Source organism: Streptococcus oralis subsp. tigurinus, assembly GCF_002093575.1.
Taxonomy (GTDB): Bacteria; Bacillota; Bacilli; order Lactobacillales; family Streptococcaceae; genus Streptococcus; species Streptococcus oralis_CH.
Window position 1 is genome coordinate 387,711 of the sequence record NZ_LNVH01000001.1, and the last position, 19,919, is coordinate 407,629.

The window sequence follows — 19,919 nt, forward strand, 5'->3', positions numbered from 1 at the left end:
ATATACCTCGTTTATTTCCTTCTCCCGTTTTCATCAAAGTTTTTCTTCAATGCAATCTCTGTTGAAATCATCGCGCCAACTAAAGGGATTGTCTGAATCATCGTGATAATAAAGCCAACAGTACTCATTGTCTCCGTTCCCTTTTCAAAAACAATGGCCATGGCAATCACGGAGAGAGGTGCTGAAAGTAGTCCGCAAAGATACCATACTTTCCCCAAATATTGATTCGCAAACTTCCATGTTTCTTCATTTCTCATGGACCTTTTTGTTCGGTATCCGAAGAAATAATTGATTTCTTTCGGTGTTCTCCTGAAAAATAGCCAGCCAAATAACAGCATAGTTAACGGAATAAGTAAAACTACGATTAGCATGAATATCCTAAATCCCATTTAAATTCCCTCCATTACTTTTACCTCTAAATGATAGATTCCGATCATGTCAGCAATCTGCTTGTCTTTTTGATCGATTTGATCCACTAGTTGAGTACGTTCACGCTCAAAATCATCGCGCAATTGCTCAATTTGACTTTGTAGCATTTTTTTTACACGTGCGCTAGAACGTGCTATCCTATCAAATACATTTCTTACAAATCGCCCATTTGCATTTTTATTTTCAGGATTGTTACTATGTAATTCTAAATATTTTTTTAATGTTTCTTTTGCAGAATCATGCAAAATGTATTTATCATTTAATCTTTTTTCGTTTATAGCTTTAAGATTTCGTTTTTCGGAATCTGAAATATCCTTCTTGTCAATTTTTTTATTAGCTCTTTCAACTTGTTCTTTTAGATTTTTTTCTCTTACTTCTCTATCCTTTATATACTCGCTATTAGATTTTGCACCTTTACTTTTATTAAGTGATTCATTAGTTGCTGCTAAATTTTCCTTTTTGTTTGCTAAATCTGCAGTATCTATATCAGCAATCTTTCTCCAAGAATTTTCAAAAATTTGTTTACGTGCTACAACGTGATCCAAATTTGCGTTTTCATTTAATTTTAAAGTTTTTCCAGTATATTCATCCTTTAAATTTCCAAATTTTTGCTTTTCTTTCATAGCATTATTTGCATCAGTATACCTTTTATCTTTCATTATTTTAGCACCCTCTTCTTTTGTATAACCATTAGGATGTTTATCGTTATACTGCTTAAGAAGCGTGTCACTTGTCATATCTAAACCAATTTGATTCGCAAATTGATCCCAGATTTCATCTAAAATAACATCTCCTAATTTATCTGGTGAACTAATCTCTTTACATTCTAGTTCTAATTTTTCGAGATTAGAAAACTCCATTGTAAATTGCTGTTCCAATAGTTCTTCTAATTCGTCATAGTTTATATTTTTAGACTCATCTACTTCTTCAGTACCCAATACTAATAATTCATTTTCCACTGCTTTCTCACTCCCCTTTCAGTGCTTCAAACTTCGCTTTCATGGTTGGATTTTTTCGCGTTAGTTTTTTAACCGAAACATCTTCCAATTTGTTATTAGCGAGGCGGAGTTGGTTTTCGGATGTGGTCAGGAATTTCTTAACCTCTTCCATGCGTTTGATGGCCTTATCAATTTCGTCGATGGCTTTACCAAAGTTAGTTGAAGCTGAATTGTAGTTCTTGGCAAAGGCTAGTTTAAAGGCATCCAAATCTTCCTCAAAATGCGTAATATCGATATTCTGCTCCCGAACCAAGGCCAATTCTTGTTTGTATTTTAGGGAATTAAGCGCCGCATTTCTCAAAAGCCCAATCAACTGAATAAAGAACTGAGGACGGACCACATACATCTTTTCATACTCGTGACTGACATCAACAATCCCTGTATTAAAGTAGTCGTTATCTGCTTCTAGCATGGTCACCAGAACCGCATATTCGCAGTTTTTCTCCCGACGGTCCTTGTCCAATTCCTTATAGAAATCGGCATTCTTGTGCTTCTTCTCTGTTCCATCTGCTTCATTTTTCATTTCAAACATGATGGAAATAAATTCTAGACCATTTTCATCAAAATCACGGAAGATAAAGTCTCCCTTAGAACCACGCGCAGAAACCTTATTATCCTTCTCAAAGTAGGCATTTGGAAAAGCAAAACTACGGACCTTGTTAAACTCACTTTCCGCATACTGTTCTAAACTTTCCCCGATAGCTTTGGTTGATTGTTGAGCTTTGAAATTCTTGTAAAATTCTACTTGTTCACTAGCAGCCTTGAGCTGGGCTTCGTAATTCTGCTTAACAGAAGCCAAAGACAACTCATTTTCCTTTTCTTGCAAGAGGAGCTGATTTTTAACTTGATCCCGTTCTTTTTCTAGGTCAGAAAGGGTCTTTTGCAGTTGATTTTCATGCTCCAAACGCAAGGTAGCCAGTTGGTTCTCCAAGGCCTGCACTTCCTTGTCCTTTGCTAATAAGGCCTCATGACTTGTCTGTTCAACTTCTTTCTTAGCTAACTCTTTCTCTGTATCAAAGTTTTGGATTTGACTCTGCAATTGCGCAATTTCTTGGTCTTTTTGAGCCAGTTTAGACTGTTGCTCATTCAAGGCCTTTTGCTCAGCCAAGGCCAGCTCCTGCTTCATACGATCGTGTAATTCCTTATCAAACTCAGCTGTTCTTACTTGTGACAAGAGTTCGGCATACTGGCTTTCATTTACTGTAAAGACTTCCCCACAGTTGGGACATTTGATTTCGTTCATAGGATACCTCGTGTTATTCTAAATAAAATATACTCTAATCCACTTCTTTAGGGTCTTTTTCATATCTACCGTATTGCTTCTTGTAATAAATTTGCTTCATAAGGAATCAAATTCCTAATTATAATAGATAAATTTCTTCTCAGATATTGTATTACCTGATAATCTTCAATAAGATTATCAGGTATATTTCTAATTTTTTTTACAGCTGAACTTGGTACACCATAATCAATTAAAAATTGTAATCTTTCATCAATCTGTTCATTCTCTAATAAAGAGGCAAATACAGAATAGTCCCCAGCAGGCAAACCTAATTTATTGAACACATGTTTTTGTATAGAATCAATCACAGATAAAATTTTAGGTATTTCGTACCCAGCTTCTGTTTTTTGAAATTTCAAAACAAAATCAATGGCACTATTTAAAGGATCTGTTCTTTTTTTTAATAAATAGTATTCGTACTGTTGTTCAATAACTTTTCTTAATGAAAGATTGACAAATTTAAGCGACATTACAGCTCTGCTTTGCACAAAACCGATTCTATCATTTGATTTCAAAAATTTATATCCTAGGTAAAGAGTTTGCCATAATTTATCATAACTAGGTATACCATCCCACATTAAATAGTCTATTCCCCCAGTTTTTTGCTCTTTTTCTATAAAGCGATATAAAGACTTCTGACCTTCTACTGAAATAAGATTATTCTTAATAATTTCTAAAATTTCATTATCTAAACCATCTTCCAATCTCTGTTTTCGTTCAATATCTTTCACTTCGTTACTTGAAATATTAATTAAAATTTCATCTGACACAGGATTCTGATCAACACTAGGCACATCAATAGTGAGATGTTCATCTTCAATTTCATCAATAAATACATAAACATTTCCAGTAAAATGCTCATTCATTCTACCTGCCCGACCACGTATATTTGCAAAATCAAAAAAGTCTATTTTGTTATCACCTTTATGTTGACTATATACAAACATATTTTTCGCAACTGTGTTCACGCCTTCAATCAATGAAACCGTTGCAAAAAGTACTTTAATTTTCTTTTTGTTAAATAAATCAATTTCTGAAGTTACTACATGCCTTGGGAGTGCTCCGTTGTGTGCCCCTACACCATGTTCTAACATTTCTTTTAATTGCCAATGAGGAGATATATTATTATCAATCCATTCAAATATATCTAATTTTTTATTTTCAGTCTCAATCTTATTTTTGCGTAAATAGTCAACATATTCTTTGGCAAGTTTATAGGCTTCATTCGGAGATTTTACATATACAATACTTGATTCTTCTTGTTTATATAGCATTTCAAATAATTTATTTTTTTTAGAGTTACCAGATAATAAATTATTATTTCTATTCCTAACCTCAATGACATTAGTATTTACTAAAGCATAATCTGTTTTAAAAAAAGAAACTTTATACTTATCCCGAAAAGCCTCCGATAGAGAATCTACAGTCGGAGTTAAGAACATTGCTTGGGTATTATGTTTCATAACTCTTAGTAATGCAACATTCAAAGAATCAATTCTACTATCATTTAGACGATTACAAATTTTATAAAATTCATCAATGACAAAAAAATCTATACTTGGAAGATTTGGAAATTCTAACACTCGTTCGGCTGTTAAAATGAAAATATTTTTCTCAAGAACCTTTTGGCGAGTATTAATTATTAAATTATAATCTCCTTTATACTTTGATAGTTTTTTTCTTGTTTCATCAATTAATGCAAGAGTCGGTTGTATAATTAAAATATTACAGAATTGTTTTCTTGCTACAATCTCTTCGATAAGTAAGCTTTTTCCAAAACTAGTTGGCGCGCTTACAGCTATATTATATCCATTGGATAAGGCTATTTCTATTTCCTTTTGCTGTTCATGGAAATATATGTTTGGAAGATAATCAGATTTAAAAAATTCTGTTTTTATTTGATCCTGAAGTGACAGAGTTAATTTTTCTTTAAAAACTTTTTCAATATAATATGGATAAAATCCTGCTCGTCCAATCAAATCAATCCACATTTCTTTTGCATTATTATTTACATTCTCCCAGATATCTAAGATATGAATTATTACTTTTCTAGCATCAGACGTATCAATAATACTAGAAATATGTTTAATAAGTTCAAAATTTTCTTCAAAATTTTTCAACTCAGAATATCCTAGAAATTCCTCAATATTTTTCATCCTTGTTGCGCCCCTTTTAATTTTAAATGTAGATCTTTAACAAATTCTTTTTTATCGTCAACGGGAAATAAAAATACATTTAAATGTTCATTCCATGGATGAGTTTTTATTTTTTTGAACGCTTTTTGTTCTAAAATCTCAATCTCTGATTCTAGTTTTTTCTTAAATGACTCTTCATCTTTAAACTCTTGCAATGACTTACTATCAAATCCAGCGAATAATGCAATATTAATATTTACAAGTTTATCCAAAACTTTTGTTTGCGGATTAATTAATTTTTTCATAAAATCATCAAGTTCTATATCACTATCATGAACACGATTTTCAATAATAACAAACTCAGAATCAAAAAAAGATATTCTAAAATGTTCTTCCAAATCTTTCATCAAAGCATCAATAGCAGAACTAGAATCAGAATATAATTTAGATTCTCCAATCCACAAAATTTGATTATCAGAATCCACGTGGACTGCATCAAAACCATGCGCTGGTAGACCCATGCTATCCTTGAAATAGATTTTTGAAATTAAAGCATCAGCATTAAAATATTCATGTAGCAGATGATATAAAAGCAACTCTCCAAACTCACCACGCTTAAGATACTTATCCTCTACTAAATCTGATTCAAGATAGTACTTACTGGCTTCTTGTAATTCTGGGATATTATACATTTTTCTCAATGCTTCCCTCTGAACTTTAGAAATATCCTGAGGTTCTTTGATTCTCTTCATTACATTATGTGATCCGAAAGCAAAAGAAGCAATGTCGTCAAACAATTCATCATAAAACTTCTTTTTTACTTGTGAAATCTTGCCAAAATCATCTAAATCAAATCCGATATAAAATGTATGAACATTATTACTAATTTCTTTATGTTCAGAATGGCAATGACTCATTTAGAATTTCTCCTTTTATTTATAATTATTTTTTTCAAAATCAAACTTTACTTTTTAACAATTTCACATAATCACTCTTGGCACAACACAATTAAGTGATAAAATGGAAAACTTTCCAGCTATTCTAAGTCCTCAAAAATTTTTCATTTTGTTTGAAACTAATTTATCTAACTGAATCTTATAAGTCAGAATCAGGACTAATTTCTTCTACATCTATACTTTAATTCTGATTAGTTTCATTTGTTATTATTACTATTCCTGAATCAAACGTTCATCCCTTAAACCTTCTTAAGTTGAAAATTTAAGTTAATTTTTAGAGACAAGTAGTTTCTTTGCCTTTCTTAATGATTCTATGTTCATCTTAAAGTTTACTTAATATTCTTCTTTAATAATCTCATAGCAATAATACTAATCATATTTTAAACTATTATAGCAAAATAAACTATATAAGACTAGATAATACTAGCCTTATATAGTTCATTTAATAATTAGTTACAAATTATTTATACGCTTTCTTTAAATTTTTTCCAAGGCCAAGCGCAAATCTTCAATCAAATCCTCTACATTTTCAAGACCGATCGACAAGCGAATTTGGTTTGGTGTTACACCTGCTGCTTCTAGATCTTTTTCTGACAACTGACCGTGAGTGGTTGTCGCAGGATGGACAACAAGAGATTTGGCATCTGCCACGTTTGCAAGGTCAGAGAAGATTTCCAAATTATCAATTACCTTGCGAGCTTCTGCCTCTCCGCCTTTAACATGGAAGGTAAAGATTGAACCAACACCTTTTGGCAAATATTTCTCAGCCAAGGTATGATAAGGACTCTCAGCTAGTTTTGGATAATTTACCTTCTCTACCTTAGGATGGTTGACAAGGAAATCAACAATTTTCTCTGCATTTTGCACATGACGTTCAACACGAAGAGAGAGAGTTTCAAGCCCTTGGAGCAAGAGAAAGGCATTAAATGGCGACAAGGCAGCACCTGTATCACGGAGCAATTGAACACGAACAGCGATAATAAAGGCTGCTGCACCCACATCACGAGTATAGCTCAAGTTATGGTAACTTGGGTCTTCCTCAACAAATTGAGGGAATTTTCCTGAAGCTTCCCAGTCAAAACGACCGCTATCGACAATCACTCCTCCAATAGTCGTACCATGTCCACCAATAAACTTAGTTGCTGAGTGAATGGCAATATCTACACCGTGAGAGAAGACGTTAATCAAATATGGTGTGGCAAAAGTGTTGTCTGAAACGAGAGGAATCTGGTGTTTATGCGCAATCTCAGCCAATTTTTCCAAGTCAGGAATGTTAATCAAGGGATTCCCCAAGGTTTCAATCAAGACAAGCTTTGTATTGTCATTGATAGCTGCTTCCACTTCTTCCAAATTATCCACATCCACAAAGGTTGTTGTGATCCCATAACGAGGAAGGGTTTCTTTCAAGAGGTTGAAGGTCCCACCGTAAATAGTTGACGCAGCCACCACATGGTCACCTGCGTGAGCAAGCGCCAAAATAGTGTAGGTTACAGCAGCCATCCCTGATGCTGTCGCTAGTGCTCCAACACCACCTTCAAGAGCAGCGATTCTTTCTTCAAATGCCGCTGTTGTAGGGTTGGTAATACGAGTATAAATGTTCCCCGGTTTTCTCAAAGCAAACAGATCCGCACCTTCCTGCGTGTCATCAAAAACGAAGGATGTTGTTTGATAAATCGGTACTGCACGAGACTTAGTTGCTGGATCAACTACTTGCCCAGCATGTAATTGTAGAGTTTCAAATTTAAAATCACGAGTCATAAGACGACCTCCAAATAGCTTCATTAGGGATATTGTATCATCTTGGGCTAGTCTTTTCCAATACCGTTTTCTTATATTTTGATATAAGGAACAACTATGACTAGTCTTACACATCAAACAAAAAAGCACGATTCACTCGTGCTCATTTCTTTAATCGACATAAGTATCTTCATTTTTATTGAGGAAGGCGTATGGCAAGCCCATCAAGAGACCTCCTCCGATAAAGTTTCCGATAAAGGTTACACCCCAGTGACGAAGAATATTTGGTATGTCAAAGTTAGCAATTGAATCAGCTGCAACACTGAACTTAACAATCGCAAAAGAAGCAAAGTTCGCAGCAATGTGTTCGTTTGTTAAGAATACAAACATGTAAATTGCTGACAAAACGAGCCAAAGTTTGGCCCCACCATCTTTCACCAAAACAAAGGAAAGAATGGCAATGTTTACAAAGATATTGGCTAAAATACCTTCAAGTAAGACTAGCTCATTGGAACGGCCTAACTTCATCTCTACAACCCCTGAAATGAAGCTATCATGTGTCAGATTTGCATAGACTGCTGAGTGGGCAAAGCCCCAACCTGCAATCAAAGCTCCGATAAGGTTGAACAAGGTACAGTAAAGTAAAATCTCAGCTGTTTTTCTCCAAGAGATTTTTTTCAAGAAACTACCAGCTGTCAAAAACATCATATTTGAAGTTACCAGTTCAGCATTCAAGAAAACAATGTAGGCCAATCCCCAAGCAAAAATAAATGGGAAGAGAAAACGTCCACTACCTGGAGCGATCTTATTAATCAAGTCAACCCCAACTGCACCTGCAGCCGTACTAAATGTTAGAAAAGCACCTGCAAACATAGAACGAATCGCATACTTAAACTTACTTTGACTGTAAAGACTTTCCTTCTTCTTACAAGCAAATTCAATCTTTGATATAAATTCTGAAGAGACCATAAAAAACTCCTAAACTTTTATTTGTGAATATTATAACATAAAGCACGCATTTTGAAAAGCCTTTCTTGTATACGTTTTCTACAAAGAAAATCAAGGCATTGGGGGAATTCCATAAATCTCTCCTTTACCCATTAACAGAAAAACATTTCAATGTTTCAAATTGATCATCCCAAAATTCAAACTCAAATAGGTGCCAGTCATCGAAGGTTTGCTCACAATAACTAACTGTTCCTTGATTGTAGTCAATGATAGGTTTCCCCAGCTTGTTCTTCACATCTTCCTCGCTGACTGCTCCATACATTTCCTTAAGATCAGCTAGCATGAAGTTGATAATTCTATTGAGATTTTCCTGATAATTTTTTGATAACAGTTCAACTTTATCTATAAAGTCACAATCAGGCTCTTCGTCCCAAACAAAGGTCACTCCTTCATGCTCATAAGTGTATTGCTGTAAACTCTCATCAAAATTCATTGTTCACTCTCCAAATCATTATCATTTACTAAAAATTTATTAACATTAATCAAAATGTTCAAATGATTTCATAAAAATGTCTTCCACACACGCGTACGATAAAATAACAACACTTGCAATGATTAGAAGATATCATCATAATGTTCACTCGCTTGTTTCACAAACTCGAAAATATTCAAAGATATGGGTTTCATTTCCAGTGAACCTAATGCCCCCAAATTATTCATATAAATAGTGTCGTCAGAATCTTTCTTTATAAAAAAAGCGACATCCCCATCTTGCCCAATCAGGAAAAAATCAGGTTCCCACTCTTCTATTTGGTAGGTGGAGTTTCTTTCTAGCAAATCTAGTCTTGAGTATAAGGTGATGCCTGTATTCTCTATTATCAACTCTCCTGCTTTGTCGATTTTACTCAAGAATTCTGCGTATGGGTTCGGAAGTGCCAAGTCAATCTGATTATTCATTCTCAACTCCTCATCTATTTTTCCTACTGCGAAAGTCCTATATCTCATCTTCACTTAGTTCTCTAAAATGTGAAATATGATATCCAAAATAACACTTCCCCCGATTTTCCTATGAAGATTCAGTGTCCAGCCATATTGGTAATTCCTCCCAAGAATATCATAGGAAGATCCTTGTCAAATGGAGATCTACTTGTTATGTCTTCTTTGAGCGTAACGAAAGACTTTTCTCTTAACTGACTCATTATCTATCCTCTCTTATGCCAAGCATTCTTCGGTTTCTTACGATAAATCTTTCAACCTACTGACCAGTTTCCTTTCACATTGAAAAGATACCATTAAAGTTGAATGATCATCTTGCAAGCATCATACATCATCAAATTTTATAGTTTTCAATTTCTTCTCTACTCATGCCTACAAGTTCTGTCGTCCACAAGCCTACAATGTCCGACAAGACTGAATCGCAGGTATACTCTTCTTCACCGTCTATATACTTACAGGAAAAGACAGGCTTCCTTGTCGCTGCTTGATAAAATGTCATGGCTACTTTTTCTAGTTTTTGGGGATTGAAATCAAGTGATAGTTTTTGAGCCATACTTCCTCGTACCAGATCCCAATTTTCCTGCTTAGCCTGATAGCTTTCTCGTATTTTAGACACATAGCCCCTACAAAATGCTTTCAATAAGTCTGTGTTCTGATAAAGATACCGACAGCTAAGATCCGAAATACAACCTGCGTGAAGTAGGAATGTCAGTAAGTCATCCAGACTTTCTGCTACTCTCCCCACTTGGCCCTCACTTCCGATAAAGCCTATGCTGTTATCTTCGAGAAAAACATATTCTCCCCCACTACCGTCTTGAGCAAATGCCTTACAGGCAAGAGAGTATTCCTCATTGTTCCCTGAAAACTGAACTTCACTTATCTTGTCATAAAAATAAATATCACATTCAGTCATCAGTAAGGTCCTTAACTGTTCATTTTCTCTGACTTCTTGTAGCTTATCCATGATCATTCCTTTCTTAAACTAAACACTTATCCATCTATTACAATTCTAATATGATAGTTTTTAGTTTCATTCTTTAGATTCTTCACAAGGAGATCATTCTGTTTTGATTGTCCGAAGAAAAAACTGACAGCTTTTCCATCTTTTCTTTCGATAAACAAATGATACCTTGCCCCATTCAATTTGACACTTCGAATATATTTGACTTCAATCCTTCTGATGTTATTCAGCGGAATGATTCTCTTCACAGATACAAAAGCATTGTGAATATAAAATCTCCCATTGGCAATGTGAAACGGGGCAAAAAAATCACCACCACTACGACGGACAATTATAAAACGTCGCCAAAAGATTAGTAAAAGAATAGAGGCTAATAAGTAAAAGGCAAAACTAAAGACAGGACTTTCCCACATCGTTTTCATTCCAAACAAAAAATATTCGAACATGCATCATTCTCCTTTGACTGACGCTTCTATTTGACAAAAACCAGTGAAAAATACAATTCACTGGTTTTTGAGGTTAATAACGTTGTTTATATGGCTTATTAAAGGCGCTTAGGATATCATCAGATGTTTCAGAATAAGCTTTAACTTCTTTAAAATCACCTTTAACAATAATCCGCTCTGTCGCATTATAGTCCACACAGGTCACCAATGTGATTTCTTTGATACCATCACGATCTTCGATTTCATCTACTCGGTCCGGAGTAACGTGTTTAACTTCCGTAATCTCATAAGTATAAACCTTATCCTTATCAGTCAGGTAAATTTTCATACCCGCTTTAGCGTTAACTAAAGGTGAAAAGAGCATTTGACTGGCATTTTCAGCAGTAAAGATATGGTGACTGGCTAGAGAATAGTTGCCCTCTCCCATTTTTTGGTCTGGTTTCATGGTTCCTGCTCCGTAGAACAAGTTTACATTATCCAACCCTTTGAAAATCGGCAAGTTAATCTCCACTTCGGGAATAGCAATTCCTCCAATAACGGGAAGCTTCTGAGCGTCCCACTGAGCGGCTAGAACTGCTTCAGATGAAATAGATTTAACCGAATCAAAATCAAAATTTCCTTCTGTTTTGAGATTTTCATCTATATTTTCTTTAGTAACCTGATTGACTTGGTATTTATTGGTATTCCACACCATAAAGAGATCTCGAATCTTTGAATTAAAAATCAAAGCTAAGGATAAAAGAATTAAGAAAACCGCTAAAATATTGAGAAATAGATTCCTACGCTTATTCTTCTTACTTTTCGTTTTTTTATGAGACATTATGCTTCACCTTCTGTTTCAATTTCAGTCCCAACTTCTTCTTTTTCTGCCGCAGCAACCGTTGTAAAGGTTACAATCTTAGCATCCTGATCTAGACGCATCACCTTAACTCCCATAGTTGAGCGTCCCGTTTGTGAAATATTGGCAACGTTTGTACGGATCATGACACCTGTATCTGTGATAATCATCAGGTCTTCATCTCCCTTAACAGTGAGGAGACCTGCCAGAGGACCATTCTTCTCAGCAACATTGGCTGTCTTCATCCCTTTACCACCACGGCCTTTAGTAGGATATTCAGTAGCAAGTGTACGTTTACCATATCCTTTTTCAGTGATAATAAGAACCTCATCTTGGTTTGTAATAACGCTAGCGCCAACTACTGTGTCACCCTCACGAAGATTGACTCCTCGAACACCAGTCGCGATACGGCTCATGCCACGTACAGCTGATTGATTAAAGCGAACAGCATAACCAAACTTGGTACCAATGATAATATCCGTATCTTCTTCTGTCAGCAAGACATTAATCAATTCGTCTTCATCCTTGAGATTCAAGGCTTTAAGTCCATTTTGACGAATATTAGCGAACTCTTTGACACTGGTTCTCTTCACAATACCGTGACGAGTTGTAAAGAAGAGATAGGCGTCATCACTACGTTCAGACTCAACGTTGATGATGGTCTGAATGCTCTCACCTTCGTCCAACTTCAAAAGATTGACAACTGGCAAGCCCTTAGCAGTACGACCGTATTCAGGGATTTCATAACCTTTAAGTCGGTATACGCGCCCTTTATTGGTAAAGAAGAGCAGATGATCATGGGTGCTGGTTGAAACCAACTCACGCACAAAGTCATCATCCTTAACTCCCGTACCTTGAACTCCACGGCCACCACGTTTTTGTGCGGTGAACTCACCTTGGTCCAAACGTTTGATATAGCCCTTGTTAGATAGGGTAATCAAGACATCCGTTTCTTCAATCAAATCTTCATCTTCAAGTGTTAAGACTTCTCCGATCATCAACTCCGTACGACGCTTGTCACCAAACTTGCGTTTGACTTCGTCCAATTCCTCTTTGATAATTTGCGCCACGCGCTCAGGTTTGGCAAGAATATCAGCCAAATCTGCAATCAAGGCAATCAATTCATCATATTCAGACTGAATCTTATCACGTTCCAATCCTGTCAAACGACGAAGACGCATATCAAGGATAGCCTGACTTTGACGCTCAGAAAGCTTGAACTTGCTCATCAACTCAGCTTGCGCTTCCGCATCTGTTTCACTGGCACGAATGATACGAATCACTTCATCAATATGGTCTAGCGCGATTAAAAGACCTTCTAAGATGTGCGCACGCGCTTCTGCTTTTTCCTTGTCAAAACGAGTACGACGAACAACCACTTCTTTTTGGTGCTCGATATAAGCATCCAAAATTTGACGAAGGGACAAGATTTTTGGCACACCATTTTCAATCGCCAACATGTTGAAACCAAAGTTGGTTTGCATCTGGGTCATCTTGAAGAGGTTGTTAAGGATAACGTTGGCAGACGCGTCGCGTTTAACCTCGATTACAAAACGAACGCCTTCACGATTGGACTCATCACGTACAGCTGTAATGCCCTCAATTCGTTTTTCCTGAACCAAGCGAACAATATGCTCATGCACCTTGGTTTTGTTAACCATATAAGGGAATTCCGTTACAACGATACGCTCACGACCCGTCTTAGTGGTTTCAATCTCTGTACGAGAACGAAGAACGATTGAACCTTTACCAGTCTCATAAGCCTTATGGATACCTGATTTCCCCATGACAAGAGCACCGGTTGGAAAATCTGGACCAGGCAAGACTTCCATCAAGTCCTTAGTCGTCACTTCAGGATTATCCATAACCAACTTCACTGCATCAATGGTTTCACCCAAGTTGTGAGGTGGAATATTGGTTGCCATCCCAACAGCGATACCCGTTGCTCCATTGACCAAAAGGTTTGGAAAACGAGCTGGCAAGACCAAGGGTTCACGTTCGTTAGCATCGTAGTTGTCTACGAAATCAACTGTGTTTTTGTTGATATCACGAAGCATTTCAAGAGCAATCTTGCTCATACGTGCCTCAGTGTACCGCTGCGCGGCAGCACCGTCCCCGTCCATAGAACCAAAGTTTCCATGCCCATCAACAAGCATGTAACGGTAACTCCACCACTGGGCCATACGAACCATGGCTTCGTAAATAGAGGAATCTCCGTGTGGGTGGTATTTACCCATAACATCCCCTGTAATACGGGCCGACTTTTTATGAGGTTTGTCTGGTGTAACACCTAGTTCATTCATTCCATAAAGAATACGACGGTGAACAGGTTTTAAGCCATCTCGAACATCAGGAAGGGCCCGCGCGACGATAACGCTCATGGCGTAGTCGATAAAGCTGGTCTTCATCTCCTTTGTCAGATTGACATTCACTAAATTTCTATCCTGCATTCATAAATGCCTCATTTCACTATTAGTAATTAGATATATTATACCATAATTTGTCCTTCATTTCAGTCTTTGAAAACCACTAAAACGTTTACATCAATAACCGAATAGAATATTCGTGACAAAGCTTTTTAAAAGTGATAGAATGAAAGTGTCTGGGGATTCCCCTAAAAAAAATGAAGGAGATGTTTAGATAATGACTTCAACTAAACAACACAAAAAAGTGATCCTTGTTGGTGACGGTGCCGTAGGTTCATCTTACGCTTTCGCACTTGTTAACCAAGGAATTGCACAAGAGCTTGGAATTATTGAAATTCCACAATTACACGAAAAAGCTGTTGGTGATGCGCTTGACCTTAGCCACGCCCTTGCCTTCACTTCACCTAAAAAAATCTACGCTGCTCAATACTCTGACTGTGCAGACGCTGACCTTGTTGTTATCACTGCAGGTGCTCCTCAAAAACCAGGTGAAACTCGCCTTGACCTTGTAGGTAAAAACTTGGCTATCAACAAATCAATTGTAACACAAGTTGTTGAATCAGGTTTCGATGGTATCTTCCTTGTTGCAGCTAACCCAGTTGATGTTTTGACTTACTCAACTTGGAAATTCTCTGGATTCCCTAAAGAACGTGTTATCGGTTCAGGTACTTCACTTGACTCAGCACGTTTCCGTCAAGCACTTGCTGAAAAATTGGATGTTGATGCTCGTTCCGTTCACGCCTACATCATGGGTGAACACGGAGATTCTGAATTTGCGGTTTGGTCACACGCTAACATCGCTGGTGTAAACCTTGAAGAATTCCTTAAAGACACTCAAAACGTTCAAGAAGCTGAATTGATTGAATTGTTCGAAGGTGTTCGTGACGCTGCCTACACAATCATCAACAAAAAAGGAGCTACCTACTACGGTATCGCTGTAGCACTTGCTCGTATCACAAAAGCAATCCTTGATGACGAAAATGCAGTACTTCCACTTTCAGTCTTCCAAGAAGGTCAATACGGTGTTAAAAACGTCTTTATCGGTCAACCAGCTGTTGTTGGTGCACACGGTATCGTTCGTCCAGTAAACATCCCATTGAACGATGCTGAAACTCAAAAAATGCAAGCATCTGCTAAAGAATTGCAAGCTATCATTGATGAAGCATGGAAAAACCCTGAATTCCAAGCAGCTTCTAAAAACTAATGAAAAGAAGGTTCTCAAACATGGGAACCTTTTTCTTTTTGCACAGAATCATAACTCAACTTTTCAAATAAACAAAAAAAGCCTATCTACCAAACAATGAAGCTTGATACAATAGGCTTTTTGAAAATTCATTATTTAACAGCGTCTTTAAGAGCTTTACCAGCTTTGAATGCTGGAACTTTAGAAGCTGCGATTTTGATTTCTTTACCAGTTTGTGGGTTGCGACCTTTACGTGCAGCACGCTCACGAACTTCAAAGTTACCGAAACCGATCAATTGAACTTTTTCACCAGCTGCAAGGTATTCAGTTACTGCTGCAAATACAGCGTCAACTGCTGCTGCTGAATCTTTCTTAGTCAATTCTGTAGCTTCTGCTACTTTAGCGATCAAATCTTGTTTGTTTGCCATGTTAACAAATCCTCCAAATAATTTCTAATTAACAAATATAATCATATCCTAAAATCGGCTATAGGTCAAGTCAAAAACACTATTTTGACCATTTTTTCTCTATTTTTTTAGGAATTGTAGCGAATTAGAATCGCCCAAGCATTCTCTCCAGTATGAGTTTGAATAATAGAGCCAGTTTCCAATACAGAGATTGGTTTCTCAACATAAGGTTGCAATAATGCCTTCATTTCATTCGCCCATTCGTTCGTTCCAGCGTAGGAAATTCCAATCTCTGCAACTGATTTTTGAGAAAGAGTATTGGTTAATTCCTCAAGCCACTTTTTGAAAGTTTTCGCTCCACGTCCTTTGACGATTGGTTGAAGTTCGTGGTTTTTCATCTGCATTACTACACGAATATTCAAGAGTGAGCTTAGTAATCCTGTCACACGTCCAATACGACCACCTTTAACTAAGTTTTCTAGCGTCGAAACACCGATATAGAGTTCTGTATGATTTTTGACGTCCTCTACATGAGCTAGAATCGTTTCTAAATCTTTACCTTCTTTAGCAAGTTTTGCGGCTTCAACAACTTGGAACTTCATTGCTTGATCTGTAAAGGAACTATCAATAACCGTTACATCAGCAGTTGAGAGGCTGGCCCCTTGGCGAGCAGCTTCCACAGTTCCAGACAAGGCATGGGACATGTGAATGGCGATAATTTGACTGCCATCTTTACCTAGTTCTTCAAAGACCTCAGCAAACACTCCTACAGGGGGCTGGCTTGTTTTAGGCAGATTCTTACTTTGTTGCATAAGATGAAGGAATTCTCCCTCTTTCAAATCTGCATCCGAATAAAGCACACTATCAATCATAACTGATAGAGGGACAACAGTGATATTTAATTCTTTAACTACTTCTGGTTCGATAGTAACAGAAGAGTCCGTTACAATTTTTACTTGTGTCATAATTCAATCTTTCTAGTCTTCTCGATAGGATTGGGATTTTCTCCTTTATTATATCAAAAAAATGATAAAAAATCATAAGCGATCCGATGAAAAGAACTGAATTTTTGGTATAATCTATCTATAGAAAAGTGAGGAACAGCCATGATTCGAAAACTTCAACCGATTATCACCATTATTCTTGGAGCTGCTATCTATGCCTTCGGTCTTACTTACTTTGTTGTTCCTTATCATTTATTTGAGGGAGGGGCGACAGGTATTACCTTGATTACCTACTATCTTTTTAAGATTCCTGTCTCATTGATGAACCTCTTAATTAATATCCCTTTATTTATCCTGGCTTGGAAGATATTTGGACCTAAGACCCTCTACTCTAGCCTTCTAGGATCTATTTCACTTTCCGTTTGGCTAGCAATCTTTGAGCGCATTCCTTTGCACATCGACTTGCAAGGGGATCTCATCATTGTCGCTTTAGTCTCAGGAGTCTTACTGGGGGTTGGTTTAGGAATTATCTTTAATGCTGGTGGAACCACTGGTGGCTCTGATATCGTTGCCCGTATCCTCAACAAATACACCAATATTTCGATTGGTAAATTGCTCTTTGGGATTGACTTTTTTATTCTAATGTTGATTTTGATTATCTTCCAGGACCTTCGTCTAGTTACCTATACCCTCTTATTTGACTTTATCATCGCTCGTGTTATCGACTTGATAGGCGAAGGAGGTTATGCTGGTAAAGGATTTATGATTATTACCCAATATCCTGATCAATTGGCCAAAGAGATTAACGATGAACTCGGACGTGGCGTTACCTTTATATCTGGTCAAGGCTACTACAGCAAAAAGGATTTAAAAATTATCTACTGTATCGTCGGTCGAAACGAAATCGTTAAAATGAAAGATATGATTCACAAAATCGATCCTCAAGCCTTTATCACCATCACTGAGGCTCATGAAATTCTGGGTGAAGGATTTACTTATGTGAAAGATTAAAAAAGCTGGGAATTCCCAGCTTTTATTCTTCTTCTGCGAGGGTTGAATGGCGGAACCCGTAAGTAAAGTAAATGACTAGACCAACTAGAAGAGCGATGCCAAAGGCAATCCAGGTATCTAGGCTATATTGAAGCATAAAGGAAACACAGATAAGGATGGAAAGGATTGGCAAAAGTGGTACCAAAGGAGTTTTAAACTCTCCCTCTTTTGGCATACCCTTATCCTTTCTGAGTTTTATTATTCCGTAGGCTAGCAAAATGAGATAAGCTAGCGTACAGATATTTAAGAAGGCTGCAATACTGGCTAAAGGAAAGACTCCTGCAGCAATGGCTGAAGCAACTCCTGTTAAGAGGGTTGCATTTTTAGGAACGCGACTAGTCTTGCTTAATTGTTTGAAACTTTGAGGTAAAAGTCCATCACGTGCTAAGCTATAAATCATCCGAGATAAAGCATAAGTCATGGAGATACATACGGTTATCAAGGTTAGAATGGCTACAAGCGAAACATAATTGGCCGCCCAGCCGATACCAATACTCCGTAATGAAAATGCTACTGCATCGTCCACATTGAGCTTACTGTAGTGAACAATCCCTGTCAATACTAAGGTTACCAAGGCATAGAGAATGGTGACGATCGTCAGAGAAAGTACGATTCCGCGGGGAATATTTTTTTGCGGACTTTGAATTTCATCAACTGCCATGGAAATAGACTCAAATCCGAGAAAACCAAAGAACATCAAAGATGCGCCCGCCATAATCCCAGTACTTCCACCATATAGTTGACCAAAACCAAATGGAGCAAAATTCGTCCAATTTTCTGGCTTGATGTACCAAATACCAACTAGGATAAATAAGGCGAGAGCTGAGAATTTCAAGACCACTAAAAGCGAATTAAATCTCAAAGCTGCCTTAGAATTTAATAAAACCAATCCCGTTACCAATGTCAGTACTAAAATAGGCAGAAGATCGATATAGGTTCCCTGTTCAGGATTAAAGGTTCCATTCAAGGCTTGGGGCATGGCGATACCATAATTACTGAGCAATCCCTTAAAGTAAGCTGCCCAGCCAGACGCCACACCTGAAACAGCCGTCATGAATTCCATAATGGTCAACCAGCCAGCAATCCAGGCTGGCAATTCTCCTAAAATCGCATAGAGGTAACTATAAGCACCACCAGTTGCAGGCACACGAGAGGCAAATTCTGCAAAAAAGAGGGCTGATAGAGAAACACACAGGGCAGAAATCACAATGGAAATCACTAGTGATGGACCAGCTAGGGTAGCCGCTGCTGTTCCTGTAATGGTGAAAATCCCCGTCCCCACCATAGCACCAATCCCTAGAAGAATCAAATCCCACAATTTCAAATGGCGATGCATCTCTGTCTGTCTCAGACTAACATCCTTGGTTCTAAAAATATTCATACTTCATCTCCACTAAATGTAATTGTTTTATTTTACCATATAAAAGTATTTTTGTGAATATTTATTAGGTTATTTTTTGAAAAAAATTCTGAACAGGAAGGATTCCTGTTCAGAATTTGCATTTTTAACCACTGATTTCTTCAATTAGTTACTTATCAAGCAATTAAGCTCAACAGTACACTCCATTGAAAGTTTTTTGGGGATTTGAGATTTTTTAAACTTCAAAGTAAGGGAACGGACGGTCACTATCTAAAGGACGATTGGGAACTTCTTGTTCCAAAATAGCGCGCCAACCAGATACCAATTCTTCAAAAGTCAGTTGTGCTTCTGGAGAAGCTGTTGTCAGCTTCCGTCCAAACCAAGCCATGGTTGCAGTTTCAAACTGAAGCATAGCGTACTGGATTACTGGTACATCTGCCTCTTCATAATTTTCATTTACTGCACGCGCTACTTCTGCCGCTTGCGGAAGGAGTTGATTGCTGATTTTATCAACAACAGTCTCATCCATCTCTCTCCATGAAAGAAGTTGACCATTTACCTGATAAAAGAGCTCAAAGGTTTCTTGATTTTTCTTAAAATTGGTAAGAACAAAAGCACGTTCTACTGCCTCAGGACCACCAGCAGCTTTTACAGCGTTTATCAAGAGGTTTTGTTCCATTTGTCGCCAATAATCATCTGCTTCTTCTACTAAATCAACTGTAAAAGGTGGAACAATTTCCTCGACAGGAATTTCACCTTTATTCGCTTTTTCAACATTACCAAATAATTTTTTTAAGAAACCCATTTGCTTCTCCTTTTTGGA

Annotated in this window: 19 protein-coding genes; 2 read left to right on the forward strand and 17 right to left on the reverse strand. The window is 37.1% G+C overall.

Annotation, left to right across the window (positions count from 1 at the left end):
• Positions 1–11: 11 nt before the first annotated feature.
• From ATE37_RS01930 to gyrA, 13 genes are all read right to left on the reverse strand, one after another.
• Positions 12–389, reverse strand: a complete 378-nt coding sequence (locus ATE37_RS01930) for an SdpI family protein (protein ID WP_000506903.1) — start codon at positions 387–389, stop codon at positions 12–14.
• Complete coding sequence (locus tag ATE37_RS01935; protein ID WP_241502092.1) at positions 390–1,388, reverse strand: hypothetical protein; 999 nt, start codon at positions 1,386–1,388, stop codon at positions 390–392.
• Positions 1,389–1,395: 7 nt separating this feature from the next.
• Positions 1,396–2,670 carry a DUF2130 domain-containing protein gene (locus ATE37_RS01940; protein ID WP_084867443.1) on the reverse strand — a complete coding sequence of 425 codons (1,275 nt, stop codon included), beginning with the start codon at positions 2,668–2,670 and terminating at the stop codon, positions 1,396–1,398.
• Between the two features lie 65 nt (positions 2,671–2,735).
• The gene (locus ATE37_RS01945) at positions 2,736–4,865 is read right to left on the reverse strand and encodes a DEAD/DEAH box helicase (RefSeq protein ID WP_084867445.1); all 2,130 of its coding nucleotides are present in this window, start codon (positions 4,863–4,865) and stop codon (positions 2,736–2,738) included.
• Positions 4,862–5,761: a HamA C-terminal domain-containing protein gene (locus ATE37_RS01950; RefSeq protein ID WP_084867446.1), complete on the reverse strand. Its 900-nt coding sequence runs from the start codon at positions 5,759–5,761 to the stop codon at positions 4,862–4,864. The genes ATE37_RS01945 and ATE37_RS01950 overlap by 4 nt, the downstream gene beginning before the upstream one ends.
• A 516-nt stretch (positions 5,762–6,277) precedes the next feature.
• Complete coding sequence (locus ATE37_RS01955) at positions 6,278–7,558, reverse strand: O-acetylhomoserine aminocarboxypropyltransferase/cysteine synthase family protein (RefSeq protein WP_084867447.1); 1,281 nt, start codon at positions 7,556–7,558, stop codon at positions 6,278–6,280.
• A 150-nt stretch (positions 7,559–7,708) separates the two neighbouring features.
• Positions 7,709–8,506 (reverse strand): formate/nitrite transporter family protein, encoded by a 798-nt coding sequence (locus ATE37_RS01960; RefSeq protein ID WP_084867449.1) that lies wholly within the window; start codon positions 8,504–8,506, stop codon positions 7,709–7,711.
• Between the two features lie 124 nt (positions 8,507–8,630).
• On the reverse strand, positions 8,631–8,978 hold the full coding sequence (locus ATE37_RS01965) for a hypothetical protein (RefSeq protein WP_084867450.1): 348 nt from the start codon (positions 8,976–8,978) through the stop codon (positions 8,631–8,633).
• A gap of 122 nt (positions 8,979–9,100) precedes the next feature.
• A complete protein-coding gene (locus tag ATE37_RS01970; RefSeq protein ID WP_084867452.1) occupies positions 9,101–9,442 on the reverse strand; it encodes a hypothetical protein in 342 nt (113 codons plus the stop codon).
• A 373-nt stretch (positions 9,443–9,815) separates the two neighbouring features.
• Positions 9,816–10,445 carry a hypothetical protein gene (locus tag ATE37_RS01975; protein ID WP_084867453.1) on the reverse strand — a complete coding sequence of 210 codons (630 nt, stop codon included), beginning with the start codon at positions 10,443–10,445 and terminating at the stop codon, positions 9,816–9,818.
• Positions 10,446–10,471: 26 nt separating this feature from the next.
• Entirely contained in the window at positions 10,472–10,888 is a 417-nt protein-coding gene (locus ATE37_RS01980; RefSeq protein WP_084867455.1) for a hypothetical protein, read from the reverse strand.
• A gap of 73 nt (positions 10,889–10,961) precedes the next feature.
• A complete protein-coding gene (locus ATE37_RS01985; RefSeq protein ID WP_084852316.1) occupies positions 10,962–11,708 on the reverse strand; it encodes a class A sortase in 747 nt (248 codons plus the stop codon).
• Positions 11,708–14,176: a DNA gyrase subunit A gene (gyrA, locus tag ATE37_RS01990; protein WP_001154045.1), complete on the reverse strand. Its 2,469-nt coding sequence runs from the start codon at positions 14,174–14,176 to the stop codon at positions 11,708–11,710. Before gyrA ends, ATE37_RS01985 begins: the two co-directional genes overlap by 1 nt.
• Positions 14,177–14,369: 193 nt before the next feature.
• Here gyrA and ATE37_RS01995 point away from each other — a divergent pair, with 193 nt between their 5' ends.
• Positions 14,370–15,356 (forward strand): L-lactate dehydrogenase, encoded by a 987-nt coding sequence (locus ATE37_RS01995; RefSeq protein ID WP_000204722.1) that lies wholly within the window; start codon positions 14,370–14,372, stop codon positions 15,354–15,356.
• Positions 15,357–15,487: 131 nt separating this feature from the next.
• Here the strand turns inward: ATE37_RS01995 and ATE37_RS02000 are convergent, their stop codons facing one another.
• Entirely contained in the window at positions 15,488–15,763 is a 276-nt protein-coding gene (locus ATE37_RS02000) for an HU family DNA-binding protein (RefSeq protein WP_001284636.1), read from the reverse strand.
• A gap of 107 nt (positions 15,764–15,870) precedes the next feature.
• Entirely contained in the window at positions 15,871–16,707 is an 837-nt protein-coding gene (locus tag ATE37_RS02005) for a DegV family protein (RefSeq protein WP_084867456.1), read from the reverse strand.
• 141 nt (positions 16,708–16,848) lie between these two features.
• On the opposite strand from ATE37_RS02005, the gene ATE37_RS02010 reads away from it, so the two are divergent.
• Positions 16,849–17,697 (forward strand): YitT family protein, encoded by an 849-nt coding sequence (locus ATE37_RS02010; RefSeq protein ID WP_000619787.1) that lies wholly within the window; start codon positions 16,849–16,851, stop codon positions 17,695–17,697.
• 22 nt (positions 17,698–17,719) lie between these two features.
• Here the strand turns inward: ATE37_RS02010 and ATE37_RS02015 are convergent, their stop codons facing one another.
• Both ATE37_RS02015 and ATE37_RS02020 read right to left on the reverse strand, forming a co-directional pair.
• Entirely contained in the window at positions 17,720–19,117 is a 1,398-nt protein-coding gene (locus ATE37_RS02015) for an APC family permease (protein ID WP_084867457.1), read from the reverse strand.
• Between the two features lie 214 nt (positions 19,118–19,331).
• Positions 19,332–19,901 (reverse strand): hypothetical protein, encoded by a 570-nt coding sequence (locus ATE37_RS02020; protein ID WP_084867458.1) that lies wholly within the window; start codon positions 19,899–19,901, stop codon positions 19,332–19,334.
• Positions 19,902–19,919 lie beyond the last annotated feature (18 nt).